Genomic DNA, 19,776 nt, shown 5'->3' on the forward strand with positions numbered 1-19,776 from the left:
AGCGCTGAAAGTCGCAGGTCAGCTGCAAGTGTCGAAACAGGGTCACGAAAACTTCCCATCAGCCACTTATCTTCATGCTCAACCATTGGCAAAAGGCTGCTATTTCAGAAATCTTTTCCGCATCGCTCCTGTAATAGAAAGAGGTGGCCCTGCCCGAATCCACAAAGCCAAAGGGTGCTATCAGCTTTCCTTCATTAATTGCCCTATCTACAAGGAAGCGGGGGGTAATAGCCAGCCCGAGCTTGGCTTTTGCCGATTCAATGCAAAGCGTCAAACTCTCTAAGGTCATTCCCACGGAGCCATCCAGGCTGACACCGGAGATTCCAGCCCACTCCTGCCATGCTTTTCCGTGAGAGCTAGCATGTAGAAGATATTGGCCTTTAAGCGAACCCTCTTTGTTATAATACTGTGGAGCGCAAACTGGACCAATATAATTATCAATCAAGTGCCTGGAAGTAATGCTCGACAGATTGTTAATACCTTCATCAGCGATCATCAAGTCGAATCGTCCTTTGAAGAGAGAATAGATGTCATTTTCGGCACTTACAACCACATCAATTTTCTCAGACCCCCTATTGAACTCGGATAGCAGCGGAATTACCCAATATATCAAAAAACTGGATGCGCACCCCAGGTGAATAACTTTTTTTCCCTGAGCGTCACGTATTCCTGCACACGCCTCCTCAAGAACCTGAAAAGAGTAAGAGCAAGCCTCCTTGAGCCTCTTTCCATTAGCAGTTAACTGAATTCCACTGTTTGATCGAATAAAGACCTTAGCACCCAACCAGTCTTCTACTAAGCCTATCTGATATATAATAGCAGCATGCGTCATATTCATGCTTCGAGACGCTTGGGTGAAGCTTTGATATTCAGAGGCAGCCTCAAAACATGACAGAGCCTTTAGTGACGGCAATTTTCTCATTCTCAAAAACCTATTAACAGCGGCTGTAAAAAAAACCTGCTATACATTATAGCAACAGGGGGGTATAGTTCCAAAAAAAGGTGGCGTTATGATAGAAGATGCTCTTGTTGAATTAGACAGCATAAAAAGCTATGAACGTTCAAGTGAGTTTCATGTTGCTATTTTTGGCAGCGCAAGAATAGAAAAGGACTCAATTTACTACAGACAAGCCGCCGACCTTTCTTACTCACTTGCTGTAAGAGGCTGCCAGCTTGTTTCAGGAGGTGGCCCAGGAATAATGCTAGCGGTTTCAGAGGGGTCTGTAAAGGCAAAGAAGCTCTCAATAGGTCTAAACATATCCCTTCCATTTGAGCCACCTGATTACTCTATGCAAGGAAAGAGTTTCGTATTTAAGAACTTTTTCACAAGGAAGCTTGCATTTACAAGCTATTCCGACGCATTTATATGCATGCCTGGAGGAATGGGCACACTGGATGAGCTCTTCGAAGTTCTGACTCTTATGCAGACTGGAAAGATGGATAGGAAGCCGGTTGTGCTATTTGGCAACGAGTTCTGGAGCCCTCTAATAAAATGGCTTCAAGACGCTCTTGATCGGCACAAAACTATCGCCAATGACGATCTGGACCAGCTATTTTTAACGGATGATTGCCAAGAGGCCGTCATGTATCTAATGAAAAGCATCACAAAGTAAGGATAATGTTATGACACAGAAAAAACCTCAACTCGTCATGTTTACTGGAGGCCGTGACAGCACGTTGGCGGCCTGCCATCTCATGTTACAAGGAATCCCGGTCCATTTGTATAGCGGCAACAGCGGCTGCTCACTGCATCGCGACATCCTTAAAGTTCGCGTGCAAGAACTCAAGAAACGGTTCGGCAATCTTGTAGTAGAACATACCGTTGAAGACATTAGCGGGTCATTTCGCTCTATTGCAATAGCCGACATCGAAAGGGATATTCTTGAAGATAAAAAGAACCTTGTTTTGCTGGGTGAGAAAATCGCTCTTCACGCCCACATAATTGACTATTGCAATAGGAGTGGCATAGATACCATCAATGATGGCATTGCATTTTACCAGCGAGAGTTTCCCGAGCAACGAATGGTCGCCAAGGATTATTTCATTAGCGTGATTGGTGATTATGGAATAGCTTATAACAGCCCGATCTACGAGTTCGCTAAGTCTTCAGATGATGTAAAGTACAGACTGCTACAGATTGGTGTGTCGACTAAGTCACTTGAAGGAATCTCAGTCTTCGCTGATAGTTTCACAACACCCTCAGACGAAATTATTATGAATTACCTAAATCGCAAAGAACCAATCTTTAAGGATATCGTAGACTTCCTCACTGGGAGCAACCTGGAGGTGAGCTATAAGGAGAGTTCGTCAACAAGTACAAAATGTTACGCCTACACATAATCCCGAACCAAGAAACAAAGGTACCACATGATTATCAAGTGTGCGGGCATAATTCTGGAAAACGGCAAGCTCCTCGTTGTCCGAAAAAAAGGTTCCGATGTATTTCTCTCGCCGGGTGGAAAGATCGAACGTGGAGAGTCTCTTCAGGATTGTGTCATTCGTGAGATCAAAGAAGAGATTGACGTAGATGTGCAAGGCTTGCATTTTATGGGAACCTATACGTCGCAGTCGGCTATCGAGAATAACAGAATCACCCTGCACGCTTGGTTTGTCGAATTCTCAGGGGTTGTCAAAGCCAGTTCGGAGATTGAAGAAATTCGCTGGATTGGGCTGGGTGATATTGAGACTGGTTTAAAGGTGGGCTCTGTTTTTCTTGATCATGTCATACCCTATTTAAAATCCAAGGGGCTAATAGCAAATTAAGTTCTGATAGGACATATAAACTATGGATGTTGGCGCGCTGAATCCTAGACTAAGAAAAAGCATGAGTGGAGATTACTACAAGGAATGCCAAGCTATACGCGAGGAGATAAAGCAAGAAATCAGACCCCAAATCGGAGATCGTCATAGTATATACTTGCTTTCAAACACAACTCATGGTCTTTTGACAATATTGTCTTATTTGGCCTCAGCAAGAAATCTAATTAATGCGCCAGGGAGTCTGTATCCAGGATATCACTTTCTGCGATTCGATGCAGAAACATATCATCAGTGGACAATCAAAACACATGTTTGCCCTTTATCAGGAAAGGTTATAGAAGAGCGAGGGTTGCTTGATGACTACACCGTAATTGATGGCGCCCAATCGTTTTTCACTGCCAGTTACCACTCCTCCCTCTTGTGCTCCAAGATATTTATTGCCCCGTTTCATAAGAATCTAGGGGTTCAAGTGGGGCTGGGTATACTAGCAATAGATAATGATATAGACAACCCACACCTACATGAAATTGCAAAATCTGCCGAGAGCGGATCTTACAACATCGGCCTTCTTCAATCGACTCTGACGAATCTCACGAATTTCAAATCAGAAGCCTCAGGCTTGTATAACTGCACAGTAATAAATGTCAACAAAGAAATTCTCAAGTTTTCAGACAAACATCAAGTGGAAATAGTCACCCCGCCTGGTTTGCAAGGTCCATTTATTTGCCTAAAAGCGAATTCGGGATCGACGTGGCCTGAGAGTTTTCAGAGCTTCGGGTTTGGAGCAAAACATTTTTCTTCTCAAGGAATCTTGCGCATATCGAAATTTACTCCAGGCTCGATTGAAGAGCGAGTAGATTATACAGAAAAATTTTTTGAGGCTCTACAATATATAGCAGGCCGCCATGTTTAATTCAAACTTCTCAAAGGGCCACGCTATTGCGTTGATTGGCGCGTTCGTCCTAAGCATGGACACACTATTTTTAAGGCTTATTGACTCAGATCCTGCAGTCGTCGCTTTCTGGCGTGGCGTGCTAATGTTTGTAGCAGGTGGAGGAGTTTTTCTAGCTATCCATAGATTCTCTGGGCACAGTATTGTGAAGTACAGTTTGAAAGGATATGCAGTTGCGCTATTCTATGGCGCAGCGTCGATTTTCTTCACTTTTAGCGCCATGTCCACTGGAGTTGCCAATTTGTTGATTATATTGTCAACCACACCTCTGTGGGCCGCTATTGGATCATACCTGTTTCTTAAAGAAGGCATTAGTGCAAAGACCATCACTTCATGTCTGCTTGCCTTCTTGGGAATGCTTGTAATATTCACTGGCAAGATAGGAACAGGACTAAATTCTGGTGATTTTTTTGCCCTTATGGCAGCTTTTTGTATGGCAGGAGCTTTTATCTTATCCCGTGTTTGCAAGGATAATTTGCTGCTCGCTCCGTGTCTGGGCGGGGGCATGTCCGCAGTATTCTTGCTTCCTTTTGTTATCTCCGATGATATCTTTGCGATCAATAACCCCCTATTCATGCTGATAGAAGGGGGAGTAATCATGCCCGTTGCGTTAGGGTGCCTGGCCGTGGCACCACGATTCATTCGTGCTGATAAGGTAAGCCTTTTCCTCCTCCTAGAAACCATCTTAGGGCCTTTCTGGGCATATATTTTCCTCAACGAGCCTGTCTCTACATACACATTTTTAGGGGGTTTTATTGTGATTTCTGCATTGCTATTCAATGTATCCCGAGCATGAAATTTCAAGGTATATTAAAAAAATGACCCCGTATGTTTAAAACAATAGCTACGAAATCGGCTAGCTGGACGATTGCTCGACCTACCCCCACTGATACAGCATGCACGATTAGCTCACTCGTCACCCCAATAACTAGTTCAGCCAAGGCTCCACTGCTGTATAATCCGCGCAGCAGGTAGGGGTAGTAGCTGGAGCAGTTGATTCGCATTTCCCCACGAGAAGTAAACTCGTTGTAATCAGCGTATCATCCACTTCACCCGCACCAACCGTGCTTGTCAGCGTTATAAGTTCGTAAATGGGTGTGTGTGGGGGGGGGGGGTACGTAAAATCTTCACTGATGTTTACACACTCGGTGTAGAAACAGCAGGCAGGGTAGAATATTGCCCCTAGTGCCGTAGTAGGCGTAGCGCCCCTCTACTTTCCGCCTCAGCTTCCTGAGAAATCGTCATGCTGTGATAAGCCTTGGCTACACGCTGGTCGAGGACTGATCTTACCCAGCATTGGTGGACACCGTTCTAAGCGATCATTCGAGCCTCGAAGGCCTCTGGGCTGATCATCCCAATCGCACTGTGCCGGCGCTGCCGGTTGTAGTCCAGTTCAATGTACTCGAACACCTGCCGTCGCATGGCCTCCCGCGTTTCGAATCGCTCACCATGGATGGCCTCGACCTTGAGGCTGTGAAAGAAGCTCTCTGCACAGGCATTGTCGTAGCAGTTACCCTTGGCGCTCATGCTGCACTGGAGCTCGTGGCGGGTCAGCAGCGACTGATACAGCGTCGAACAATACTGGCTGCCGCGATCGGAGTGAACTATCACGCCCTTGGGCATCTTGCGGCTCCACAGGGCCATCTGCAGGGCATCACCCACCAGGTCGGCGGTCATCCGCTCGTTCATTGCCCAGCCGATGACCTTGCGCGAGTACAAGTCGATCAGCACCGCTAGATAGAGCCAGCCTTCACCCGTCGCGAGGTAGGTGATGTCGCCAACCCATTTTTGGTTGGGTGCCTCCGCAGCAAAGTCCTGTTTCAGGAGGTTGGGCGCCACGGGCAGCCCGGTAGTGTCCCGTCAAGTGGTGTAACAGCGGGTGAGGCCACCGCGGCCTTCGCTGACTGTTACGCCGCCTCCTCGTGAATCAATTGTTCGGCGCCTGCCTCAGTCGGCTCCTTGAGCACCGGGGCCAGGCTCTCCAGGCTCAGGTACCGGCGGCTGACTTGCCATTCATCGTTCTGCTCCAGCAGTACCGCTCCGACCAGGCGCGTCACCGACGCGTTGTTGGGGAAGATCCCGACGACGTTGCTGCGCCGTTTGATCTCCTTGTTCAGCCGCTCCAAGCAGTTCGTGGACGCCAACTTCGGCCAGTGATCTTTCGGGAAGGCCATGAACGCCAGCACGTCCTCCTCGGCGCTATCCATGCAGTCCGCCGCCTTGGCGAAACGCTCACGCAGGCTGTCGGCCACCTGCCGCCACTGGCGCGTCGCTGCGGCTTGATCCGGCTGGGCAAAGGCCGTGCGCACCGCCGCCGAGATCGCTGGCTGGTGGGCCTTAGGGACCTGCGAGAGCACGTTGCGCATGAAGTGCACTCGACAGCGTTGCCAGCCCGCCCCAGTCAGTACCGTCGCGATCGCCTTTTTCAGCCCCTCGTGAGCGTCGGAGATGACCAGGCGAGTGCCCTTCAGCCCCCGGGCCACCAGCGAGCGTAGGAACGCCGTCCAGAAGCCCTCCGTCTCAGCCGGACCTGCGGAGAGGCCCAGCACCTCACGGTAGCCGTCCTGATTCACCACCGTGGCCACCACCACCGCCTGGCTCGCTACCGGGCCGTGCTCTCGACTCTTGATATAGGTCGCGTCGAGCCATACGTAGGGCCAGTGCCCCTCCAGCGGCCGCTCCAGGAAGCTTTGGACGCGCTCATCGATCGAGGCGCACAGTCGGGAGACCTGCGACTTGGAGATCCCGGTCATCCCCATGGCCTGGACCAGCTCGTCGACCTTACGAGTGGAGATGCCCTGCACGTAGGCCTCCTGCACCACCGCCGTGAGCGCTTGCTCGCTCATCCGCCGCGGCTCGAGGAAGCCGGGGAAGTAGCTGCCCTGGCGGAGCTTGGGGACCTTGAGATCCACTCGGCCCATACGCGTCTCCAACGGCCGCTCCCGGTAGCCATTGCGCCGGTTGACCCGCTCCTCGGAGCGCTCGTGGCGATCGGCCCCGCACAGCTCGGCCACCTCGTGCTCCATCAGCTCCTGGAGCATGAAGTCCAGCGTCTCACGCAGGAAGTCCGGTGCCACCGCTCGCTTTTCAAGCAGCTCCGTCAGTGCCATGCTCTTGTTGGTCATCGTGGGGTTCCTTCGGTTGGTTGCGTGTTTGGCGACTTGCAACTTTATCGAAGGCCCATGGTGACCTCATCCTCCCGTCTGAATTACACCTCTTCCCGGGACGTTACCGGCAGCCCATGCCGTGAGTTCGTGGTGGCCTTGTACTTACGAGCTGCCTTGGCCCGCAGATTCTGGCGCCGAAGGCTTGCCGCCACGGTATTGCGGGAGATGGCGACCCCGGCATCATTCAGGTCGTGGGTCAGCCTGGGGGCGCCTGAGCGCCCCTTTTGCTGCTGAAAGGCCAATGCCACACGCTGGTCGGTGATGACCTGCTGGCGGCGCCGCGGGGACGGTTTGCCACCGCGCTGTCGCCAAGCATAGTAGCCGCTACGTGCCACACCGAGGACAGCGCACATTCGCTGGATACTGAATGCCTGATGGTGCTGATGGATGAAGGCGTACTTCACTTCAGGCTCTTCGCGAAGTACACCGCGGCCTAATGGAATGGTCCGCCCCGCCTTAGCTACCCTTGGGGGCGTCCCCATCAAGACTGGAGCAACATCAGGAGGGCGAACCATGTCCATTGCAACCATCGGCATCGACATCGGCAAGAGCAAGTTTCATGTCTGCGGCCTCGATGAACGCGGCCATGTGACGCTACGCAAAATGTTCTCCCGTACGGCACTCATCCGATTTCTGGCCAATACGCCGCCTGCCCGTGTTGCCACCGAGGCCTGCGCCGGCGCCCACTTCATTGGCCGCAAGGCCGAATCCTTCGGCCACGAGGCCCGGCTGCTACCCGCTCAGTATGTCAAGGCCTATGTGAAATCTCAGAAAAACGACTACGCCGACGCCGAAGCTATTGCCGAAGCAGCGACACGGCCCACGATGCGCTCGGTGCCCGTCAAGCCTGCCGACCGCCAGGCACTACAGCTCCTGCATCGGCAGCGCAGCGGCTGGATCGCTGAGCGTACAGCGCTTGCCAATCGCATCCGCGCCATGTTGCTGGAGTTTGGCATCACGATCCCCAAGAACCTCTCACAGCTGCGCAAGCAACTGCCTTTGGTAATCGAGGATGCCGAGAATGAGCTGCCGGACCGGCTACGCCAGCTCCTCGTGGAGCTGTGGGAGGACATGATACGCCTGGACGAGCGGCTCACGTCACTCAATGCGGAACTCGACATTTATGCGCGCACGGATCCTCAAACGAAACTCCTGCTGAGCATCCCCGGTGTTGGCCCTATTGTCGCCACGGCGCTGATTTCCGGCATCGGCAATGCCGGCGCTTTTCGCAAAGGCCGGGACCTTGCCGCCTGGCTGGGCCTGGTGCCACGACAATACAGCACTGGTGGCAAGACGCGGCTGCTGGGGATCGGCAAGCGCGGCAACCGTCACTTACGCATGCTACTCATCCATGGGGCTCGCGCCGTGCTCCGAGTCATCAGCAACCGCCAAGAGGATGACGGACTTCGACGCTGGGTCGAACGTGTCACAGCGCGCAAGCACCCGAACGTAGTCGCGGTGGCCCTGGCCAACAAGATTGCGCGGGTTGTCCATGCTGTACTGCGTCATCAGGTCCCCTTTGAAGCACGGTTGATAAGTTCTTGAATTCAAGCGTGCAAGAGGTTCAAAACTTGTTTTTCAGGGAGTTAGTTCCCACCGAGTGAATGCAAGCGCCGGAAATTGATGGCGGAAACAGGTCACCGGCATATCGAGAGCCTGGTCAAAAAAGCGGCCCGTACAGAGGTCAGCGGCTTATTCAGGAACGGTATGCGCGGATCTCCATCGTGGCCCGGGAGCGTCCACGACGGTCCCATACAGAGGTCGGATACATTAGCGCAATCCTGTCCCCGTCACAGTAGAAGGCACTTGCATCACAGGGGCGGACCATACATTTTTGTTATGGCCAGTTCCTCTGACATTTCAGCGAGTTGCCGCTTCAGCCGGGCGTTTTCATCAGCCAGTGATTGCTCGCGCTCGGAGGTGTTCTTCTTCTGTTGGGCCTTGGCGCGCCACTGATAGAGTTGGCTGGGCTGCAGGCCCAGCTCACGGGCGGCAGCGGCAGTGCCCACTCGGTCAGCGAGGGCAAGAGCTTCCTCGCGGTAGGCGTCGGAGTAACGGGCACGGGTCTTCTTCATCGGGGTAGCTTGCTTGGCCATGGGTCACCTCGTTGAGTGTACTACCTTCACGGGGTGTCCACTGTTGCTGGGCAAGATCACATGCGGATCTGGTAGCCCTCACGGGCACCTACAACAACCTGGTGAGAATGTGGTCGGAGTGTTGATATGAATTGAAAATGGCTTCACGAGTAGACTGTTTCGACTTGACCGGCGCTGAAAGGCGCCGGTTTTTTCATCCTGCCAGCCTCAGTGCGGAACGAACCGAAGCAGCAAATAGGCCCCCAGCAAGCTGATGAACAGCATCGGTATCGACCAGGCATGGAAGGCCACCCAGAGCCCCTGCTGGCGGCTGAGTCGCAGGGCGATCAGATTGGCAAGCGAGCCGATGGCAAGACCGAAGCCGCCGACGTTGACGCCCCAGGCCAGCCAGTACCACTGCTCGGAGAAGGGTGCCAGGAAGATGGCCGCCGGCACGTTGGAGATCAGCTGCGAGAGCAGCGCCGCCCCGGTGACCTCACCTCCGGGCAGGGCAATGAGTCCATCGGCTACCTTCATCATGAAGGGCAGCTGGGCAAGCAGGCCCAAGTCGATGAACATCAGGATGAAGATGGCCAGAATCAGCCAGTCCACTCCCAGCAGCACCTGCCGCCAGCAAAGCAGGAACAGTGCCAGCACCCCGGCAAGCGCCGGTAGCGTCAGCCCGAACTCCACCAGCAACAGGAACACCGGGTAGCAGAGCAGCGAGACGCGAAACAGCCGGCTGTGAACGTAGGTGCGCGTCATGTCCATATTCACGTCCACTCGACGGCCGGGAAAGGCGACGGCGGTCAGCAGCAGCAGGACCCCAAGCATCCAGCCGGCGATGGGCAGCATGGCCAGGAGGAAGGTGATGAAACTGTCGCCCGATAGCTGCCACAGAAAGAGATTCTGCGGATTGCCGATGGGGCTGACCGCCGAGCCGGCGTTCACCGCCAACGCTTCGAAGATGATCAGGCGACCGATGGGCAGCCGCGCCATGTTGCCGAGGCTGACGGTCAACGGCACGACGATGAAGAGCGCCACGTCGTTGGTGATCACGGCGGACAGCAGCGCGGCGAAGAGCACCATGGCTAGGGCCAGCCGACGTTCGCTGTGCATGTGTACCAGCAGCCAACGCCCGGCCTGCGCCAGCGCGCCGCTGTCTTCCAGCCCGCGGCTCAGCACCATCAGGCCGGCCAGGATGGCGATGGTATGCCACTCGACCAGCTGGGGCAGCAGGCGCCACTTCTCCGGCATCATGGCAATCAAGGCCAGAAACGCCAGCACCAGCGCCAGCAGCATCAGGTCCTCGGAAAGGCGGGAATATACGTAGCGCAGCAGTCTCAAGGTTCTACACGCCTATATCGTAATGGGTCATTGTCCGGTCTGGGCTCGTGCTGCCCGTTGGCCTCGAGAATCGCCTTCACCAGCGGTATGCATTCGGCGCACTTGGGTTTGCACTCCAGGCGGCAAAAGCAGGCGCGAACGCTAGCGGCGCCTTGGCTGCAGGCAGCCTGGAAATCTTCAGCGCTGAGATTGTGGCAGCTGCAATAGGTTTTTTCGCTCATGTGCCGACCTGCTGACGCTGCAAGTGCGGGATCAGCGAACGCACCAGCGCCGGGTAGGCCTCCTGCCAGCGCGTGTAGACGCGGCCGACGTTGCCCAGGGGCTTGGAGAGCAAGCGCAGGTTGATGATCAGCGCACTCAGCTCGGCCAGGGTAATGTCGGCAAGCGCCGGCCCCACGTCCAACCACATCGCCAGCAGGGCAAGGCCGGCAAACGACACCCAGAGCACCACATCGCTGGCGTTCTCGGCAAACCACTTGCTCACGTGCATATTCAGCACTGCGAAATAATAGCGCTCCTGATGACCGTAAAGAGACTGTTGATCGCGGCTCCCCGCGGTTTCCGCAATGCCCGACTGGGTATCGAGGATCTGCTGGCTGCTATGGCGAATGCGGCGGCCGAAGAACCACACGAACAGCAGCGTAGGCACCATGCTCAGCACCAGCACCGGCACCCAGTGCGCGCCCAGCGACAGCTGCCATAGAAGCACCGAGCTGGTGACGGTGATGATGGTCCAGATGTCCTTGTAGATGACCTGGAACCCCTTCTTCGCCACATCGCTGCCGAATAGCACGTGCGCGACGTCCTGCGAGACGTTACCGAGGGTGTGGCGCTCGAGGTAGCTGCGCTGCATGACGATGATCAGCCGGGTCTCGAGCAGCTTGCTGAGTATCGACTCGGCGAAGTCGGCCAGGATCAAGCCGGCGGTGATGGCCAGAAAGAGCGGCAGGAATTCCGGCAGCAAGGCCCAGGGGTCGACCTCGCCCTGCTCGATGCGCTGCACGGTGCTCTTGCTCAGCCAGGCAAAGGCGGGAGAGAGGGCGGCAGCCAAGGCCGCCGCCCCTAATAGGCAAAGCAGGGTCCAGCGCAGCCGCAGCAGCACCCGCGCCATCTCCCTGAGCAATAGCTTCCAGGCGCGATACTTCAGCTCGGAAGACACCGGCATCTCCGCCTGGGTCATCATGGCAGCGCGAGGATCACGCAGCGGTCGGTGATCAGGCGCGGCGCCATGCCAGTGACGCTCTTGACTGCGGGCAGCCAAGCCTCGAGCGCAGCCCACCTGGGCGCCTCGGCGGCTTCATCGAGCACCCAGCCGTTGGCCTGATTCCACACCAGCAGCCCCCGCTCTGAGGCAAAGGCCTCTTTCAGCCGCTCTGCCCCGTTCGGATGAGCAAGCGGTTTCAGCGACCGAGCGGTCACCTCGAACAGCTGGCCGCCGCTGAGCACCCAGAGGGTCTTGCCCGTGGCAAGCAGCGGTTGGCAGGGAGCCTGGAACATCGCCTTGACTTCGCCCCGACCGGTGCTCGAATCCACCAGCAGCAGGCGTCCGTCCACCATGCCGACCCAGAGGCCGCTGCCCTCGGCAAGCAGGGCGTGCACCGTGGCATCGCCGACGGCCTCGATCCAGGTGAGCTCCTTGGGTCGATCCGCCGCCGAGAGGAAGAGCCCGGCCTTGGAGCCCAGCGCCAGGCGATCGCCGACGAAGGCAAGGTAGGTCAGCTCGGCGAAGTGGGGTTGGGGGGTCAGCTTGACGTGCCGCCAGGAGGCGCCGTTGTCCCAGGAGCTGAACAGGCCGCGCTGAGTCGCCATGTACCAGGCGCCGTCCGCTGAGCATGCCAGCCCCTCGGCGTCCAGCGCCGCCCACTCGGCCGCAGCCGGCTGCCAGTGGCCGCCGCCGTCGTCGGAAAAGAAGGTGCCGAAGGTGGCGGTCGCCAGGATGCGCCCCTCGTCCAGGCTCCACAGTCGCTTGATCTTAGCGGCCGAGGGCGGCACGGCATGGCCGGCGAACACGTCGTGCACTCGCCCGCCGCCAAGCTCGACCAGGAAGGCGCCGGTGATTCCGGCCACCAGGGCCCGCCCTTCCGGCATCAGAATAAGCTGCTCGGCCTCGGCAAACCGCGGCTCCTCCAGCTCGACGCTGGTGCCGTTGGCGAATTCACACACCAGCTTGTTGCCCACCACCCAGGCACGCGCCGCCTCGCTTTCGCCAGCGGCGCTGAAGGGGCGTTTCTGATGGCGTACCGGGCTGCCGATGCGCCAGAGCCCGCGCCAGCGTGTGAGGTATCCGTCCTTCCAGGCTGCGAGGATGCCGTCGTGGTACCCGGTTTCCAGCTCCAGCGTCCAGCTTTCGCCGTGGTCGGTGGATACCAGCAGCGCCGGGCGCGCCTTGTTGCCCTGCTTCTTGCAGTAGGCCAGCAGGCGGCCCCGTTCGGCGGCCAAGCCGATGATCTCGGTGTGGCCCTGGCCATAGCAATGGCGCCAGCCATCCGCCTCCAGCCGGTAGAGGCCGCGCTTGCCGCCGGCCACAGTCGCCCCCTCGCGGCACAACAGAGCCTTTGCCTCGTCACGGGGCAAGGACGGCAGGCGCTGCTGCAGGCCGCCGTCGACGTCGGTTCTGGCAAGCACCTGACCCTCGGCACCGCTGGCGCCAACCAGCAGCCCTGCCTCGCTCGCCGCCAGTACGCTGATGCGCAGCCCCTGCCATTCAGGGATGACCTCGAGCTTGGCGTCGCGCAGCCGATAGAGGCCGGCAGCGCTGCCAAGCCAGATATCGCTCCCCTGCTGTACGGCCGCCTTTACCTCCGGCCGGCGGTAGGCATCGAGTTGATCCACACGACTCATGGCACGAGCTCCTTTTCTGCGGTATGGCCTGCGGTTTCGAGACAGGGCAGCGAAACGGTTCGTAGCTGTCGCCGGTCGGTGGTGAGTGCGCTGCGACCATCGCCGCAAATACAGGCGTGGCGCACGCCAGCCGGCCAGTCGGACAGCGCCTGGAGCGGTTCCTCGCCGCCGCACCAGCGCCAGGCGCTGCGCTCGTTCCAGACCAGCAGACGCTGCTGCGAGTCGCTTGCGATGTAGTAGTCGCCGGCCTGCGGCTGGGGCATCATCTCTTCGATCACGACAGGGCCCTCGCCTGCGCACGCAAGGCGGAACAGCCGCTCGCCGCTGGCGATCAGGCAAGCGCTCAGCGTTCCACCGATCTGGGACTCGAACACCGGCACCTGGCCCGGCGCGGTCAGCGGCTGGGCTTGCTCCTCGACAGGGTCATAGCGCCACAGCCGGTCCTGGCCTGCCCCGTGGGTGCCTACCAGCAGCTGCTGCCGCTCGTTATCGGTGAACAGCGCCTCGATGGCCTGCTCGCCAAACGCCGCGACCCGGGCGATGCGCTCGGGTGACGCCAGCGGGGCAACCAGCAGGCCTGTCTTGGTGGCGATGAAGAGCTGCCCGCCGACGACCGCCAGGCCGCCGCGCAGTTCGCAGTAGTGAGGCAGCTCGGCCAGCTTGAACTTCACGTAGCGCCAGCGCCTGCCGTTGTCGTCGCTGACGAACAGGGCGCGCTGGCAGCCCAGCCACCAGCGGCCATCGTCGCTGCGCATCAGGTGCTCGGCATCCAGCACCGCCCACTCGGCGTCGGCGGCCTGCCAGGTTTGCCCGTCGTCTTCAGAGCGGAAGGTGCCATAGGTGGCGGTGGCCAGCAGCACCCCGTCGTCCAGCTCGAAGATGCGCTTGAGCTTGCCCAGCCCGGCAGGCCCGGCGGCTTCGCCGAAAAGATCGGTTACCCGGCCATGGCCGGGTTCGACCAGATAGGCCCCCTGCACGCCGGCGACCAGGAAGGCATTGCCCTGCTCCAGCGGCAGCAGCCGCTCGGCTTCGGCGAGCAGCGGGTGTTCGAAGGCAACGCGGGCGTGGCCCTCCTGCTGGTACTCCAGCTTGGTGCCGTCCAGCACCGCCCAGCGGTCGCCGGCCAGGAAGCCTGCGGTCAGCGGGTGCTTCTTGTAGCCGCTGGTGGTGTAGCGCTCTCGGCACCCCTTCCAGCGAGTGATCAATCGCCGCTCATCGGCGGCGAGGATGAGATCCTGATAGTCGCCCAGCGACTCGACGTGCCAGCTCACCCCAGCGTCATGGGTCTCGATCAGCGCCGGCTTGGCAGCCGCTCCCAGCTTCTTGACCGAGGCACGGATGTGCTCGGCCTGCTGGCTGGAGACCCACAGCACCTCGCCCCAGCCGGCAGGGTCACGGAACAGGCACTGCCAGTCGCTTGCCTGGGCGGTGTCGGCCAAAGGCAGCCGGTACAGGCCGCGCTTGGTGCCGGCCAGCAGGTGCTCGGCCTGGGCATGCAGGCACTTGATCTTCTGGCCCGCTGGACGCGGCAGCTCGCGCCGGGGCTGCCACTGGCTGTCGCACAGGTGGAGGGCCTGGCCACTGTCGTCCTCCAGCAGCACCAGGTAGCCCTCCGGTGCGGCAACGGCCTGCTGCACCGGACGGCCACGCCAGGCGGGCACTTCCCTCAGCTGCTTGTCATGCAATTCGTACAATCCGGTCTCAGCGGCCAGATAGATGCCTGTCGCTCCGGCAAGCACTCCCTTGACCTGGGGTCGCTCGAACGCCGCCAGCTCTCTGCTCATGTCACTGATCTCCTGGGTATGACCATAGGGGCGGACAGCGGGGCGTCCCTGCCCCGGATGTCGCTCGACATCCGGCCCTTGCCGCAGCCGCCGCCATCGGCGTCTTACTGCTTGTTGCGACCGTCGAGTTCCAGCTTGCGGCTGCTGATGTTGCCGTTCTGGTCGATGGTGTGCAGGTGCACGTACTCGCGATGATCCTTGTCGTCGTGCTTGATCTTGATCTTGCGGATGCGCTGCGGCGCTTCGACTTTCACCGCGGCACGCCCGGACTCCGGCAGCACCTCGATGACGTGATCGAATACGGCGGGCTCGGACCCACCCAGCAGCTTGCGGGTGGTCTCGTCGTAGATGACGTCGTAAACCTTGCCGTCGCGCAGGTAGTTCACGCTGGTCTCGACCACGCCATGGGCATGGGCGGTCACGATTTCGAGAATCTGTGCGCCTTCGACGAACCCCGACAGGGCCTGGCGGGTCTCCTCGGGCAGCGAGCCGAAATCGTTTACTACGCGCTCTTGTTCAGCCATCGTCATCGTCATTGACTCCTTGGGTTTTCTTCTTTGAATGAAGCGCCCGTACGGGCGCATGGCTTTCTCGCAAGCGAGAAAAGGGTTAGAAACGAGCCTCGATGCCCAGCCACAGCGTTCGGGGGATACTCACCGTGCGGTACTCCGTGTGACTGAGTTGGCCACCCTGATCGAAGAAGGCCTTCGGCCCGGACTCCTGCTCGTTGAAGAGATTGCTCGCTTCGAAGCGCACGCGAGTGGTGGGTGAAATCGGATAGCTGCCGGCAAGATCCACCGTGGTCAGCGAATCGAAACGCTTGCGGCTGAACTCGTCCTCTTCCGTGCGCTTGCCGTTATGGCTGGCTGCCAGCGAGAGCTGCATGCCCGAGCGCGGGCTGATCCAGTCGATACCGGCCGCCACCAGATAGTCCGGCTCGCCGAAGAAGGGCACTTCACGCCCGCTCTGCAGCCGCATGCTGCCGTCGAAGAGGGTCTGATTGCTCCAGAGGTGCACCCCTTCGAGCCAATCGATACCCATCAATCCCAGGTGGAGGCGTTGCTCCAGCTCCAGGCCGCGCAGGGTTCCGCGCTCGATGTTCCTTGGCTGCACGACGTCGCGATTGCCCTCTTGCTCACCGGTGCGGGCGTTGACGATCAGGTCATCGATGTCCTTGTGGAAAACCGTTGCGGCGAGGAAGGTATCCGGCGTCGACCAGACCAGGCCCAGATCGCTGTTGATACTGGTGGAAGAGGCAAGCTCGGGATTGCCGACGATGATCTCGCGGCCCCTTTGCACGCGGGAGGGGGTGATCTGGTCCAGCTGCGGTCGGTTCTGCGTGCGGGATACAGCGCCGTGCAGAGTGAACGCCGGGCTCAGCTGCCAAGCGGCATGCAGGCTGGGGCCGACATGAAGGTTGTCGCTACCTTGATGGACGCTCCCCCCTTCACCGTCGTTGCTGCGTGCAGACAGGCGATAATCTTCGACCCGAACGCCAGGCTCTACACGAAGCTGATCGTCGAAGAACAGGAACTGCTGGCGCAGCCAGCCGGCGAGATAGTCTTCCCGCAGGGAATACTCGTCGCCACTTCCCGACTCCCTGGCTTCGCCGTTTTCGATGACCGTCTTGGTTCCATCGCGCTCGTTGCGACGAGCCTGTACACCGAATTCCGCCTTGCCCAGGCCGGCAGCGTCCCATGAATAGGACAGCGCACTGCGAAGCTCAAGCAGATCGTCGGTGAGTTCGTCGTCCGTCTGCGTCACATCATGCCGGTGCAGTGCGCCATCGCGGTAGCGCAGTCGCACTTCATCCATGCTGCCATTCTGGTCGCTGCGGAAGGCCGACACCCTGCCTTCGGTCTGCCACTGCTCGCCGAGTTCATGCTCCCAGCGGAAGTTGCCGCCGTACGTCAGCGTGCTGTCCTCACCCGCACGAAAACGATTGTCCTGACGTCCGTTGGCCTCGGTGGTGAGGCGCTCATCCTGGACGCTGAGGGACTCCGCCATCAACAGGGGCTCGAGCTCCAGGTATGTACGATCCGAAGTCCAGCCGAACTTGGTGAAGGCGCTGACCCGGTTGACGTCCTTGCGGTCGCTCCTCTCGAACAGCTCGCGGAAGCTGCCGTCGGCGTTCTCCTCGACGGCTCGGTGAGCGCGCCGATGCGGCACGCCGCTGACATCCAGTCCGCCCAGCATGCTGAATTCGTCGGTCACGGGTCCGCCGGCCCAGATACTGGCACGGCCGGCGAACATGCCCTCGCCGTCTCCCTCATTGACCTGCCCGCCCATGACCTGGGCGCGGCCTTCAAACTGCTCGGGCGCTCGCCGGTAGCGGATGGAGACACGACCGCCTATTCCATCGTGCTCGATGTCGGCGGTCGGGTTGCGAATGACCCGCACCTCATCGACGAGGCTGGTGGCCACCGTGCCCAGCGACAGGTTGCGCCAGCGATTGCTGCCGGGAATGTTGACGCCATCCAGCTCGACGCGAGTGAACTCCTTGTCGAGCCCCCTGACCCTGACCTCCTGCTTCTCGGCCGGCGAGGTGGAGAACATGCCCGGCATGCGATCCAATGCCTTGCCGATATGCTCGTCGGGGAAGCGCTGCATTTGCTCGCTGCCGAGAATCAGGTCCGGACGCAGGGAGTGCAGCCGCTTCTCCTCGTTGGCGTGGATATCTTCGTAGACATTCAGCCACTGGCCTTCGACGAGCACAGTAGAAAGCTCGACGACATCGCCGTGCGAGGCAGGGAGCAAGGTCACGCTATCCGATGCGGTGAAGCGGTAACTCAATCCACTGCCGGCCAATATGGCGCGCAGCGCTTCGCTGACCGTGTAGGCGCCGCTCAGCCCTTGGCTGGTCTTGCCTTGGGTAAGATCAGGGTCGAAGGTTAAGGCCAGACCTGTCTGCCGCGCCATGGCATTGAGCGCAGCGGTCATCGAGCCGGCAGGAATATCGAAGTGCTGGCGTGCCTCGGCTTGCAGCTGGGTGCCGGCCGGCTGGGCCAGGGCCGGCTGGGCCAGGGCCGGCTGGGCCGTCGCCAGGCCAACGGTCGCCGTCATCGCGGCCACCAGGCTCAGCAAGCGAGCGGGACGCTTGGTGATGCGAGAGTGCATGGGAATGGATCCTCTTGCAGGTTTTTTCCTGGTTCTATGGGTAATGACGAACCAAACCCGAAGAGGGACAGTGCGAATACGAATTTTTCTTGTTGATTGAAGCGGGCCCAGCGTGTCAGGGCTGGCGAGTGACGCGAACCACGAACGGCATGTAGCGACTCACCTGGATAGGCTGGCTGGAGGCCAAGGCGTTCAGGGCCCGGTCGAGATCGTCCAGCGGCAGGGTGCCGGATACCCGCAAGCCGGCCAGCGCCGCCTCGTCATAGCTGAGCAGCCCTCGCTGATGGCGGTTCAGGGTGTGCAGTACCTGGGTCAGCGGCAGGTCGTCGACTTCCAGTTGCCCCCGGACCCAGGACGCCTGGGCGTCGGCATCCACGCTTTCGACAGGGCCTAGCTCCAGCTGGCTGGATCGTGCCCGCTGGTTGCGCTCCAGACGCACGCACTCCTCGACGACGCGCTGGCACAGCTCCACGCGAGATTCCTGGACCGTCACGCTGAGGAAGGTTTGCCCCGTGTTTTCCAGCCGCTGTGCCGTGAACTGGGTGCCCAGGGCCCTGGCGCGGCCTTCAGGCGTGACGACATCCAGAGGTCGTTCGCTATCCGGCGCGACCGTGATTTGCAGCTCGCCGCCACGCAGGTAAATGACACGGCGATCATCGCGATAGTCGATGTCCACCGCTGTACCCGTGTTCAACACCAGCTCGCTGCCATCGGGAAGAACGACATGCTTGCGCTCGCCCAGTACGGTGTAATGATCGGCCAGGAGGTGCATCGGAGAGTCGAGTCCCGAGACTAGCCATCCCAGGGGCAGTAGGGTCAAGAGCATCAGCGTCAATGCCGAGGCACCCAGCCAGCACCGGCTTAGCCGACGTTCATCACGAAAGGTCCGTTCCAGGGCCGCGCGGCTCCCGGGACGGGCTGCGCATGAAAAGCTCTGCCAGGTGGCGTCCATGGCCTGCCAGGCTTGCTGATGCTCGGAGTGGGCGGACAACCAATGCTCGAAGGCATCGCTGTCGCCGGGAAGCGGCTCCTCCAGCCTTATGCGCCATTCCGCCGCTGCTTGCAGAGCATGCTCATAGCGCTCGGCATCGGCGTCGGGCAAAGCGGAATGGCAATCTCGAGGCGGCAGACTCATGGCAAGGCAGGGCAGCGAGCAGCTAAAGATGGAGAATGCAAGGCCTTGTGGCAGTGCAGCAGGGCCTGAGCCATGTACTTCTTGACCATACTGATGGAGACGCCCAGTTCCTCGGCAATCTCACCCTGGGCCATGCCGTCCAGCCGGCTCATCAGAAAAGCGCGACGGGGCTTGTCCGGCAACTCCTGGACCAACCGGGCCACCCACTCAAGAAGGTCCAGCCACTCGTTGACCTCTTCTGCGGAAGGCGCATGCAAATGTTCCTCGGCGAACGCCGTCTGTACCTCCAGCCAGGCCTGCTCCAACCGCGCCCGGCGACTGTCATCGATGACCAGGCGAGTGGCAATTCGGGTGAGAAACGCACGGGGCTGATCGAGCTTTTCCACGGGTGGGCGCACCAGCAAGCGGAGAAAACTCTCCTGGGCAAAGTCCGCCGCCCGCTCTGGGCAGCCAGTACGACGATGCAGCCAGCCTTGCAACCAGCCATGATGGTCATGGTAGAAGCTCTCGATAGAATAGGCGGTGCATGGGCTAGCCATGGAAGACCTCGAATGAAAAATATAGTGATAACTATTCTCATTCTATTGCGGCACCTACC

The 19,776-nt window shown here is 59.0% G+C and carries 17 protein-coding genes and 3 pseudogenes; 7 read left to right on the forward strand and 13 right to left on the reverse strand.

The genetic code is table 11. From position 1 onward, the window contains the following. Nucleotides 1–58: 58 nt before the first annotated feature. A complete protein-coding gene (locus NHL60_RS18100; RefSeq protein WP_253446703.1) occupies nt 59–922 on the reverse strand; it encodes a LysR substrate-binding domain-containing protein in 864 nt (287 codons plus the stop codon). 88 nt (nt 923–1,010) lie between these two features. On the opposite strand from NHL60_RS18100, the gene NHL60_RS18105 reads away from it, so the two are divergent. The 5 genes from NHL60_RS18105 to NHL60_RS18125 are packed head-to-tail and all read left to right on the forward strand — an operon-like array spanning nt 1,011 to nt 4,508. After that, on the forward strand, nt 1,011–1,613 hold the full coding sequence (locus NHL60_RS18105) for a TIGR00730 family Rossman fold protein (RefSeq protein WP_253446706.1): 603 nt from the start codon (nt 1,011–1,013) through the stop codon (nt 1,611–1,613). A 10-nt stretch (nt 1,614–1,623) separates the two neighbouring features. Then, a complete protein-coding gene (locus tag NHL60_RS18110; RefSeq protein WP_253446709.1) occupies nt 1,624–2,340 on the forward strand; it encodes a hypothetical protein in 717 nt (238 codons plus the stop codon). Between the two features lie 27 nt (nt 2,341–2,367). Beyond that, nucleotides 2,368–2,763, forward strand: a complete 396-nt coding sequence (locus tag NHL60_RS18115; protein ID WP_253446712.1) for an NUDIX domain-containing protein — start codon at nt 2,368–2,370, stop codon at nt 2,761–2,763. Nucleotides 2,764–2,785: 22 nt separating this feature from the next. Continuing rightward, a complete protein-coding gene (locus NHL60_RS18120) occupies nt 2,786–3,673 on the forward strand; it encodes a DUF6024 family protein (RefSeq protein ID WP_301271077.1) in 888 nt (295 codons plus the stop codon). Beyond that, nucleotides 3,666–4,508, forward strand: coding sequence for a DMT family transporter (locus NHL60_RS18125; protein ID WP_253446718.1), 843 nt, complete (start codon nt 3,666–3,668; stop codon nt 4,506–4,508). The genes NHL60_RS18120 and NHL60_RS18125 overlap by 8 nt, the downstream gene beginning before the upstream one ends. A 515-nt stretch (nt 4,509–5,023) precedes the next feature. On the opposite strand, the pseudogene NHL60_RS18130 reads toward NHL60_RS18125, so the two are convergent. From NHL60_RS18130 to NHL60_RS18140, 3 genes and pseudogenes are all read right to left on the reverse strand, one after another. Beyond that, nucleotides 5,024–5,560, reverse strand: a pseudogene (locus tag NHL60_RS18130) (IS3 family transposase); the annotation flags it as partial. 59 nt (nt 5,561–5,619) lie between these two features. Next, nucleotides 5,620–6,837 carry an IS256 family transposase gene (locus tag NHL60_RS18135; RefSeq protein WP_253446721.1) on the reverse strand — a complete coding sequence of 406 codons (1,218 nt, stop codon included), beginning with the start codon at nt 6,835–6,837 and terminating at the stop codon, nt 5,620–5,622. 104 nt (nt 6,838–6,941) lie between these two features. Continuing rightward, a pseudogene (locus tag NHL60_RS18140) lies at nt 6,942–7,313 on the reverse strand (IS3 family transposase); the annotation flags it as partial. Between the two features lie 79 nt (nt 7,314–7,392). Here NHL60_RS18140 and NHL60_RS18145 point away from each other — a divergent pair. After that, entirely contained in the window at nt 7,393–8,424 is a 1,032-nt protein-coding gene (locus NHL60_RS18145; RefSeq protein WP_253446725.1) for an IS110 family transposase, read from the forward strand. A 287-nt stretch (nt 8,425–8,711) separates the two neighbouring features. On the opposite strand, the pseudogene NHL60_RS18150 reads toward NHL60_RS18145, so the two are convergent. Further along, a pseudogene (locus tag NHL60_RS18150) lies at nt 8,712–8,975 on the reverse strand (transposase); the annotation flags it as partial. An 11-nt stretch (nt 8,976–8,986) separates the two neighbouring features. Between NHL60_RS18150 and NHL60_RS19700 the strand changes: the two are divergent. Next, nucleotides 8,987–9,100, forward strand: a complete 114-nt coding sequence (locus NHL60_RS19700) for a hypothetical protein (RefSeq protein ID WP_367399338.1) — start codon at nt 8,987–8,989, stop codon at nt 9,098–9,100. An 82-nt stretch (nt 9,101–9,182) separates the two neighbouring features. Here the strand turns inward: NHL60_RS19700 and NHL60_RS18155 are convergent, their stop codons facing one another. The 8 genes from NHL60_RS18155 to NHL60_RS18190 form a co-directional block, all read right to left on the reverse strand. Next, nucleotides 9,183–10,301 (reverse strand): SLC13 family permease, encoded by a 1,119-nt coding sequence (locus NHL60_RS18155; protein WP_253446728.1) that lies wholly within the window; start codon nt 10,299–10,301, stop codon nt 9,183–9,185. 217 nt (nt 10,302–10,518) lie between these two features. Continuing rightward, on the reverse strand, nt 10,519–11,460 hold the full coding sequence (locus tag NHL60_RS18160; protein ID WP_253446731.1) for a hypothetical protein: 942 nt from the start codon (nt 11,458–11,460) through the stop codon (nt 10,519–10,521). Nucleotides 11,461–11,480: 20 nt separating this feature from the next. Further along, entirely contained in the window at nt 11,481–13,142 is a 1,662-nt protein-coding gene (locus NHL60_RS18165; protein WP_253446734.1) for a hypothetical protein, read from the reverse strand. Beyond that, nucleotides 13,139–14,926 carry a sialidase family protein gene (locus NHL60_RS18170; protein WP_253446737.1) on the reverse strand — a complete coding sequence of 596 codons (1,788 nt, stop codon included), beginning with the start codon at nt 14,924–14,926 and terminating at the stop codon, nt 13,139–13,141. Before NHL60_RS18170 ends, NHL60_RS18165 begins: the two co-directional genes overlap by 4 nt. A gap of 104 nt (nt 14,927–15,030) precedes the next feature. Continuing rightward, entirely contained in the window at nt 15,031–15,450 is a 420-nt protein-coding gene (locus NHL60_RS18175; protein WP_253446740.1) for a hypothetical protein, read from the reverse strand. A gap of 85 nt (nt 15,451–15,535) precedes the next feature. After that, on the reverse strand, nt 15,536–18,043 hold the full coding sequence (locus NHL60_RS18180; RefSeq protein ID WP_253446743.1) for a TonB-dependent receptor: 2,508 nt from the start codon (nt 18,041–18,043) through the stop codon (nt 15,536–15,538). Nucleotides 18,044–18,158: 115 nt separating this feature from the next. Beyond that, a complete protein-coding gene (locus NHL60_RS18185; RefSeq protein WP_253446746.1) occupies nt 18,159–19,145 on the reverse strand; it encodes a FecR domain-containing protein in 987 nt (328 codons plus the stop codon). Nucleotides 19,146–19,174: 29 nt separating this feature from the next. Continuing rightward, nucleotides 19,175–19,717, reverse strand: coding sequence for a sigma-70 family RNA polymerase sigma factor (locus NHL60_RS18190; protein ID WP_253446749.1), 543 nt, complete (start codon nt 19,715–19,717; stop codon nt 19,175–19,177). Nucleotides 19,718–19,776 lie beyond the last annotated feature (59 nt).

The sequence above is a fragment of the Halomonas sp. Y3 genome, from assembly GCF_024137965.1.
In the GTDB taxonomy this organism is placed as follows: domain Bacteria; phylum Pseudomonadota; class Gammaproteobacteria; order Pseudomonadales; family Halomonadaceae; genus Halomonas; species Halomonas mongoliensis.